General features: G+C 45.1%; 10 protein-coding genes and 1 pseudogene. 10 read left to right on the top strand and 1 reads right to left on the bottom strand.

Annotation, left to right across the window (positions count from 1 at the left end; all coding sequences use genetic code 11):
• The 10 genes and pseudogenes from Q7P97_RS08610 to Q7P97_RS08655 all read left to right on the top strand — a co-directional run.
• A pseudogene (locus Q7P97_RS08610) lies at positions 1-164 on the top strand (transcription termination factor Rho); the annotation flags it as partial.
• A 444-nt stretch (positions 165-608) separates the two neighbouring features.
• A complete protein-coding gene (gene rpmE, locus Q7P97_RS08615; RefSeq protein ID WP_085132697.1) occupies positions 609-824 on the top strand; it encodes a 50S ribosomal protein L31 in 216 nt (71 codons plus the stop codon).
• A gap of 270 nt (positions 825-1094) precedes the next feature.
• Positions 1095-1691 (top strand): thymidine kinase, encoded by a 597-nt coding sequence (locus tag Q7P97_RS08620; RefSeq protein WP_085428138.1) that lies wholly within the window; start codon positions 1095-1097, stop codon positions 1689-1691.
• A gap of 92 nt (positions 1692-1783) precedes the next feature.
• The gene (gene prfA, locus Q7P97_RS08625) at positions 1784-2860 is read left to right on the top strand and encodes a peptide chain release factor 1 (RefSeq protein ID WP_303968801.1); all 1077 of its coding nucleotides are present in this window, start codon (positions 1784-1786) and stop codon (positions 2858-2860) included.
• Positions 2853-3704 (top strand): peptide chain release factor N(5)-glutamine methyltransferase, encoded by an 852-nt coding sequence (prmC, locus tag Q7P97_RS08630; RefSeq protein ID WP_303968802.1) that lies wholly within the window; start codon positions 2853-2855, stop codon positions 3702-3704. The genes prfA and prmC overlap by 8 nt, the downstream gene beginning before the upstream one ends.
• 47 nt (positions 3705-3751) lie before the next feature.
• A complete protein-coding gene (locus Q7P97_RS08635) occupies positions 3752-4318 on the top strand; it encodes a stage II sporulation protein R (RefSeq protein ID WP_303968803.1) in 567 nt (188 codons plus the stop codon).
• A gap of 60 nt (positions 4319-4378) precedes the next feature.
• Complete coding sequence (locus tag Q7P97_RS08640; protein ID WP_303968804.1) at positions 4379-5410, top strand: L-threonylcarbamoyladenylate synthase; 1032 nt, start codon at positions 4379-4381, stop codon at positions 5408-5410.
• A 77-nt stretch (positions 5411-5487) separates the two neighbouring features.
• Positions 5488-5991 carry a manganese efflux pump MntP gene (locus Q7P97_RS08645; protein WP_303968805.1) on the top strand — a complete coding sequence of 168 codons (504 nt, stop codon included), beginning with the start codon at positions 5488-5490 and terminating at the stop codon, positions 5989-5991.
• 55 nt (positions 5992-6046) lie between these two features.
• Entirely contained in the window at positions 6047-6493 is a 447-nt protein-coding gene (locus tag Q7P97_RS08650; RefSeq protein WP_303968806.1) for a low molecular weight protein arginine phosphatase, read from the top strand.
• A complete protein-coding gene (locus Q7P97_RS08655) occupies positions 6490-7782 on the top strand; it encodes a methyl-accepting chemotaxis protein (protein ID WP_303968807.1) in 1293 nt (430 codons plus the stop codon). The genes Q7P97_RS08650 and Q7P97_RS08655 overlap by 4 nt, the downstream gene beginning before the upstream one ends.
• A gap of 400 nt (positions 7783-8182) precedes the next feature.
• On the opposite strand, the gene Q7P97_RS08660 is transcribed toward Q7P97_RS08655, so the two are convergent.
• The gene (locus Q7P97_RS08660; protein WP_303968808.1) at positions 8183-8329 is read right to left on the bottom strand and encodes a hypothetical protein; all 147 of its coding nucleotides are present in this window, start codon (positions 8327-8329) and stop codon (positions 8183-8185) included.
• Positions 8330-8458: the final 129 nt, after the last annotated feature.

The raw sequence follows: 8458 nt of genomic DNA on the forward strand, positions 1-8458 counted from the left end.
AAGAAAACCTAGAAAAACTGTGGGCCATCAGAAAAACCTTCTCAGACTCCCACGACTTCACCGAACGTTTCATGAAAAAACTAAGCCAATCCGATAACAACGAAGAATTCTTCGACAAACTGAACGAAGAAATGAAGGCGAAAAAAGGTAAGGGCCTTATTTGATTTTCTGAAACTCCAATGTGAATTTGGTTTTGAATTATGCCCTTAACAAACATAAAAAGTGATGTACGTACTTAAAAAGTAAGATTGCAGCGGAAGCCGAGGGGCGACTCCGGGAGGATCAGCCCGAACGTTGAGACAACCAAAAGGGAGCCTCGCGACCTGGTTGGCTCAACAAGTGGCCCTCCGGAAAGCGTCCCCTCGGCTGCAGCGGAAATCCAACCCTTCACCAATACAGCCCATGCCCATTAAATACCCAAATCAAACACTTGCGCAACATATCGAATTTTGCTATACTAATCAAGTACAGTTTTTCTGTACACCGCATATACGGCTGACAAACACGGGTCGTGTACGGCATCGATCGTTTTATAGGCAAATGGCCAATAAAACATCCAGAATTTCACACTCTGTTCCAGATGGTTCAGGGCGAAAGGAGAGATATCGATGAAAGCAGGAATTCATCCCAATTACAAACTTGCAACAGTAACTTGCTCATGTGGCAATACATTTGAAACAGGTTCTGTAAAAGAGGATATTCGAGTGGAAGTATGCTCAGAATGTCACCCATTCTATACTGGCCGTCAGAAGTTTGCTACAGCAGACGGACGAGTTGACCGTTTCAACAAAAAATACGGCATCAAGTCAGAAGAACAAGAGTAATAAAAGCCAGATACCCGTCAGGTGCAGTCGTGCCAGACGGGTATTTTTATTAATTTATTGCAGATACTAGAGACAGCGTGCTCATAGAAGTCGCCCGAGTGCTCTATCGTTGGCGTCAACCGCTCATAGAATGGGGTTGACCGCTCTATCTGTGCCCGTTTACGCTCATAGCAGTGGTATAACCGCTCTATCGGAGCTCGCAACCGCTCATAGAATTAACACACAACGCATAACCCACATACATAGCACGACATCGAAAGGAGATTGACCATGTACGTTTCAATGCAAGGCGGCTGGATGGAAGTCATCTGCGGCAGTATGTTTTCAGGTAAATCGGAGGAGCTTATTCGCCGGATTCGACGCGCGGAATTTGCCAAACAAAAGATTGCGGTATTCAAACCGGCAATTGATGATCGGTATAGCGAAGAGGCAGTTGTGAGCCACGACGGTGCATCCACGATCGCTAATCCTATTTCCAAAGCGAGTGAAATACCAAATCTCGTTTCAGATGATTTCGATGTGGTCGCCATTGATGAAGCCCAATTTTTCGACGACGATATTATAGACGTTGCGATCATGCTTGCGGATCGTGGCTTTCGCGTGATCATTGCAGGACTCGATCAAGACTTTAAAGGTGAACCATTCGGACCGATGCCTGAATTAATGGCTGTGGCAGAACTAGTGACGAAACTTCAAGCAGTTTGTACTGTGTGCGGATCACCTTCAAGCCGAACACAGCGATTAATAGACGGACAACCTGCATGTCAGGATGACCCGATCATTCTCGTTGGCGCTTCCGAAGCTTATGAACCACGTTGCCGCCAGCACCATGAAGTCCCTGTTAGCCGTATGCAACATGTAGAATAAACATATTTCCGTCTATCCGTAAGCAAGAAAGGATAGGCGGTTCTGCTATATACTAATATAGAAACCACTATTTCAGAAGAGGTGAACCGACTATGTTCGATAGACTACAAGCAGTTGAAGACCGTTATGACCGACTGAATGAACTACTTAGTGACCCCGAAATCGTTAATGATTTGGACAAATTACGCAGCTATTCAAAAGAACAATCCGATTTACAAGACACCGTCGAAGTATACCGAGAATATAAACATATCCATGCGCAATATAAGAATGCCAAAGAAATGCAAGATGAACCGCTTGAAGATGACATGAAAGAATTAGTCAAAATGGAAATCGATGAACTCGAAGACCAAATTGAGTCGCTTGAAGAACAGTTAAAAGTATTACTCATTCCAAAAGATCCGAATGATAATAAAAGTGTCATTATGGAAATCCGTGGTGCAGCAGGAGGAGACGAAGCAGCTTTATTTGCGGGTAGTCTTTATCGAATGTATACACGTTTCGCGGAAATGAATCACTGGAAAGTGGAAGTGATTGATTCATCACCGACTGAACTTGGTGGCTTCAAAGAAATCATCTTCATGATTGATGGAAAAGGGGCCTACTCGAAGTTGAAGTACGAAAATGGAGCACACCGCGTGCAGCGTGTACCAGAAACGGAATCGGGTGGACGAACACATACGTCTACTGCTACTGTTGCGTGTTTGCCTGAAGCGGAAGAAGTAGAAATTGAAATTCACGATAAAGATATCCGTACCGATACATTCGCGTCATCTGGACCAGGAGGACAATCCGTCAACACGACGATGTCTGCAGTACGCTTAACGCATTTACCTACAGGAACTACGGTGTCGATCCAGGATGAAAAATCTCAAATTAAAAATAAAGAAAAAGCCATGAAAGTTTTGCGTGCACGAGTGTATGATAAATTCATGCAAGAAGTACAAGCTGAATACGATGAAAAACGAAAATCTGCAGTTGGATCAGGTGACCGTTCCGAACGTATTCGCACGTATAACTTCCCACAAAACCGTGTCACGGACCATCGAATCGGTCTGACGATACAAAAGCTTGATCAGATTATTGAAGGGAAGCTGGATGAAGTCATCGACGCGTTAATTATCGAAGAACAGGCACATCGCTTGGAAAGTTTGGATCGCAATGACTGAGACAATGCTCGAATCTGTGCAACGAGCACAACAATTGCTGAACGCACGCGGTATGGATACGCATGCTGCTGAACTTGCCATGCGCTCTGTCACGGGTAAAAGCCAGGCGAACTATTTAGCTAGTTTGCGCGAACAAGTTCCGCATGAACCGTGTTCGAAATTCTGGTCCATCATCACAGAACTATTGACCGGCAAGCCAATTCAATACATCCTCGGGGAAGAATCCTTTTACGGCTATTCATTCGAGGTCAATGAACACGTACTGATTCCACGTCCTGAAACGGAAGAACTTGTTCATTATGCGTTGCAACGAGCTACTCAATTATTTGGGGAACGAATGATTCATGTAGCGGATATTGGAACGGGCAGTGGAGCGATCGCGATCGCATTCAAAAAAGAAAGGCCGACTGCGGAAGTCACGGCGACTGATTTTAGTGAATTAGCGCTTGAAGTCGCACAACGTAATGCACTACGTAATGAAGTCGATGTGACCTTTTTACAAGGGGATATGGAAGAGCCGTTAAAGCATCAGAAGTGGGATATCATTCTATCTAATCCGCCGTATATTGCAGATTATGAAAAAATTGATATGTCACCAACTGTCTATGACTTCGAACCGCAAACTGCATTATTTGCGGAAGAAGACGGTCTCTATTTCTACCGTAGACTGGCAGAGAATCTGTCACCTCTGATGAATCGACCTTCACTCATAGGTTTTGAAATAGGCTATCTACAAGGCCCGGCAGTACAAAAGTTTCTTGAAGAAGCCTTCCCGGAAGCGACTGTTGAAGTCGTCCAAGACATCAATAAAAAAGATCGAATGATATTTTGTGAGATTCGATGAATAAAACTCCCTCCTGCGGGTCAAGATAGAGTGCAGGAGGGGATGACATGTTACAAGATTATCCGATAAATCAACAACCGACTCAAACTTCGAAACTAGTGGCCTTTATAGAATTTGTACTTATATTACTTACTATTCAAGCGGTGTTGCTCGTATTCGGTCAACAAACAATTGCTGGTGAGGCGACGCAATTTCGTATTCTTGCAAACTCGAATACCGTAGCGGATCAGCAAGTGAAACAAAATGTTCAGGAAAAAATCGCGCCATTACTAGAGAAAGCTATTAGCCAATCTATGAACACACAGCAAATCAATGCTAACCTTAAAGTGTTGGAACCGAAGATACTTGAAATTGCCAAGACACAAGTAAACGGCGCACACGTAACGCTTGAACACAGTGCGGCAATGATCCCGCCAAAACGAGTAGGATTTTTCATTCAGCCGCAGGGCGTTTACGATGCATATGTCGTCAAAATCGGTGCAGGTAGAGGGGATAATTGGTGGTGTTCACTGTTTCCTAACGTTTGTTTCCCTGAAGAAGCAACAGTCGCTGAAACAGAAGAAGAACCTGTTACATTCTTCATTTGGGAGTGGATAAAATCGCTGTTCAAATGAAACTATTCACACGTTTTGTGGATAAAGTCGACGAAATGTGTATAAAGAGGGGTTGAGCAAGTGGACACTACACAAGAAATAGTGGATAACCTAGTGGATAACGATAGAATCTATAAACAAGCTGTGGGTATCCTTAAATCTGGAGGTATTGTTGCCTTTCCGACTGAAACAGTTTACGGATTGGGAGCGATCGCGACAGATGGGCAAGCAGTACAGCGGATCTTTGAAGCAAAAGGTAGACCTTCAGATAATCCGCTAATCGTACATATTGGGAATCAGTCAGACATCGAGAAATATGCGACAGACATCCCTGAAATTGCAGAAGTCTTAATGAAAGCTTTTTGGCCAGGACCGTTAACATTAATCATGGAAAAGAAACCGGGCGTTATTGCAGATGTTGTCACGGCGGGACTTAGTACCGTAGCCATTCGCATGCCTGACCACCCAATAGCGTTGGAGTTGTTACGCAAACTCGATCAGCCATTAGCTGCACCAAGTGCAAATCGAAGTGGAAAGCCGAGCCCGACAGAAGCGGATCATGTCTATCATGATTTACTAGGTAGAGTACCGTTAATTCTGGATGGTGGAGAGACAGGAGTTGGCTTGGAATCCACAATCTTGGATATCACAGTCACGCCGCCTGTCATTTTGCGTCCCGGTGGCATAACGAAGGAGCAGTTGGAAGAATTGATTGGTACCGTCCACCTGGCGACGTTACCCACAGATCAAACGTCAGCACCGCGCGCACCGGGAATGAAGTATACACATTACGCACCTGAAGCACCGCTATTCGTCATTGAGCCGAATGCTGATACGATTGCGCATGCGCTAGAGACCATTCATCAGCAAAATAAACGTGTGGCCATCATTGGACCGGATGAGTTATACACAGAGCGCGCAGATTGGTACTTTTCCACAGGCCCGATCACTAATGGTGAAGCGATGGCGTCAAGCTTATACAAAGCGATTCGTCAATGTGACACTACCGAAGCCGATATTATTCTAGCTGTTGAGACAGATCTTTCGGGTATTGGGGCAGCGGTCATGAACCGACTCGACAAAGCATCAGACGGCAAGCGATTCTCGGAATAACATTTCAATAACGATGAATAGCCCCCTTCAGCACCCGCATAAGATGAGTATATGCGACTTGCAAGGGGGCTTAATCTTTGATAGAGATCATATCGGCTATCGTGACAACCATCGACATTTTAATTGTCTATACATTTTTGCAACTACGGCGAGGTCGATTGATGATTATGCTGTGGACGACTATACTGAATATGCTACTGCCGCTCATTGGCTTCTACACAGGAGAATGGGTAATGTCCTATTTCACTGGATGGAGTCATGTGTTGTCTGGCGTACTGTTATCACTCATCGGCCTTCATATTTTACTTGCGGACAGTGAAGAGCAATCCATCGTTGAGATGATTTCACCATTTTTCCTAGCACTGATCGTCAGTATGGATGCGTTCGCCGTCAGTGTGACATTCGGTATGATGCAGTTGAATAAATGGCTATTCATCATGGCGTCAGGTTTCTTTTCGCTCGTCTTTTCTAGCATTGCATTCTTATCCACAGGCCGTCTACGTTTAATAAATGGAACATTCATTAGACGACTGACAGGTATTGTTTTCATCTGCATAGGTGTATTGTCCTTTATCTTTTGAAAATAGTGTTTCTTTTTCCTCATAAATCCGTTATTCTGTAAAGTAGGTGAAGAAAATGAATATATATTTTATATGTACGGGGAACACATGTAGAAGTCCTTTGGCAGAGGCGCTAGTTAACCATGCCAATGTACCAGGGTTTACAGCGAAGTCTGCTGGCATTCATGCGATAGATGGGTTACCCATCTCCTCGAATTCAGCGCAATTGTTGAGGGAAGAAGGAATTTCTTTCTCTCCCTACTCCAATGAAGTCAAGTCGTCTGAGATGGAATGGGCTGATATCGTGCTGACAATGACAGCAAGCCATCGCGATTTACTGCACAGCCGCTTTCCTGACATGAAAGGGAAAGTCTTTACGTTAAAAGAGTACGCGGGCACAATGCCAGGTCTTGATGTGCATGATCCATATGGCGGAGATTTGGCTACATACCGCACGACATTCAATGAGCTGACTGAACTTATTAACACAGTCATCCGAAAGTTAGCGGAGGGGAATTTATGAAAGAACCGAAAAAAGTAGGGCTGCGGGCGAAACTCGTTCTATTTATCGTAATTCTCGCAGTCATTACGTATACTACCAGTGCTGTATTCATTAACTGGGTACAGCCGACGTTCTTCCCGAATGTACAACCATTCGTTTTTCAATTGCTAACATACGCGATGGGCGTCATGTGGTCAGGTATTTTAGCGGCCATGTTCAGCGTTATTTTGACCAAGCCGTTGCAACGTTTGGAAACAGCCGCGATGAAAGTGGCGGATGGAAAAATCGGCACGGACATTCAATTACCTAATTCTTCGGATGAAATCCATTCCGTCTCCAAAGCATTCCAGCAAGTGGTCGTTAATTTGCGTAATATTATCGAGCAAATTGAATCGAACTTCCAAGCAACTGCTCAATCAGTCGATGAATTGACTAAGGAGACAAGCGCTGCATCCGGCCAATCGGATGCCATTGCGCGCACGATCGGAGAAATCTCCAATGGTGCGGAACAAACGTCAGAAGCGATTCGTGAAACCGTCCATGCGATTGAAGATATCCGGCAACTCGCGATGGAAGTCAATAATCGAGCGGATCAATCTTCAGAGCAGTCTAAAATGATGTTGCGAGAATTGCATGCGACAACCGAGATCTTCCAATCCGTATTAGCGGGTATCCATCAAATGAGCAATCAAAGCGAGCATTCATTGGAAACAATTCAAGTACTCGATGAAAATGCCCATAAAATTGGTGAAATCGTGGAACTCGTAGGCAATATAGCGGGCCAGACAAACTTACTCGCACTTAACGCCTCTATAGAAGCGGCGCGAGCAGGGGAACATGGTAAAGGCTTCGCTGTCGTCGCGGAAGAAGTCCGCAACTTAGCCGATGAAAGCGCAAAAGCAGTGCAGATGATTTCAGGGCTTGTCCAAACGATTCAGGCGGACGTTAAACGAGTAGTATCTGAAATGCAAAAACAAGTAGAAACGGCATCCACTGAAGCCAAACGCGCAACGAAAACGAATGAAAATGTCGAGACCATGACCGACACGATCCATACAATGGCACAATTTGTAGAGGAAATCACTGATATCGTCGGCAATCAAATGCGGACAATCGAACGCACAGCCAAGCAGTCAATGGAAGTAGCATCCATCGCAGAGCATACCTCAGCGGGTGCGGAAGAAGTCCGCGCGGCTACGGACGAACAGGTGGCGTCGATAGACCAAACGAAGACGAAGGCGTTAGAGTTGAAGGAGCAATCGGAAGAGCTGTACAAAGTCATCCGAAAGTTCGACCGTACGCCAGTATAATAAGCAAAGATGATCCAGAGGCATTTAGTGCTCGGGATTGTCTTTTTTTAATGTATGGGAAAAGGTCTCTATTTGTGGATTTTTTCAGGTGTGCGTAATAAGCGGCGTGGGTAGTTGTTTTTGCAGGAGCGTTTTCTTTTTGGGGGATTAAATATAGGTAGTGGTTTAGCTAGCAGTGTAAGTGGGGCGGGCATTGACGCCACTTCGGCGGTGGTGGATGGCTTCCGCAATGAGCCAGACAGGAAGAGCGCCTGGCTGTCTCATTGCTACGCCTACCACTGGCAGCCGCCTTCGTTAGATAGTGTGTAGGGCAGTTCAGATAGTTGTTTTTAGAGTACACAGGGAAGGTGTTCGTATAAGTAAGTAGGATACGATGGTGGGTAGTTGTTTTTGCGACCCCTTACTTTTCCTTGTTTTGTGCAGAGGTAGTAGTTTGACTGGCAGTGTAAGTGGGGCGATCATTGACCCCACTTCGGCGGTGGTGGATGGCTTCCGCAATGAGCCAGACAGGAAGTGCGCCTGGCTGTCTCATTACTACGCCTACCACTGGCAGCCGCCTTCGTTAGACAGTGTGTAGGGCAGTTCGGATTCTTCTTTTGCAAGGATAGGAACTAGTACTACCCAGTCACTGGTTTGATCTACTATAAACCACAAACAAACTTGGTAAGTACTCAGT

The organism is Sporosarcina ureae (assembly GCF_029267015.1).
GTDB classification, from domain to species: domain Bacteria; phylum Bacillota; class Bacilli; order Bacillales_A; family Planococcaceae; genus Sporosarcina; species Sporosarcina ureae_D.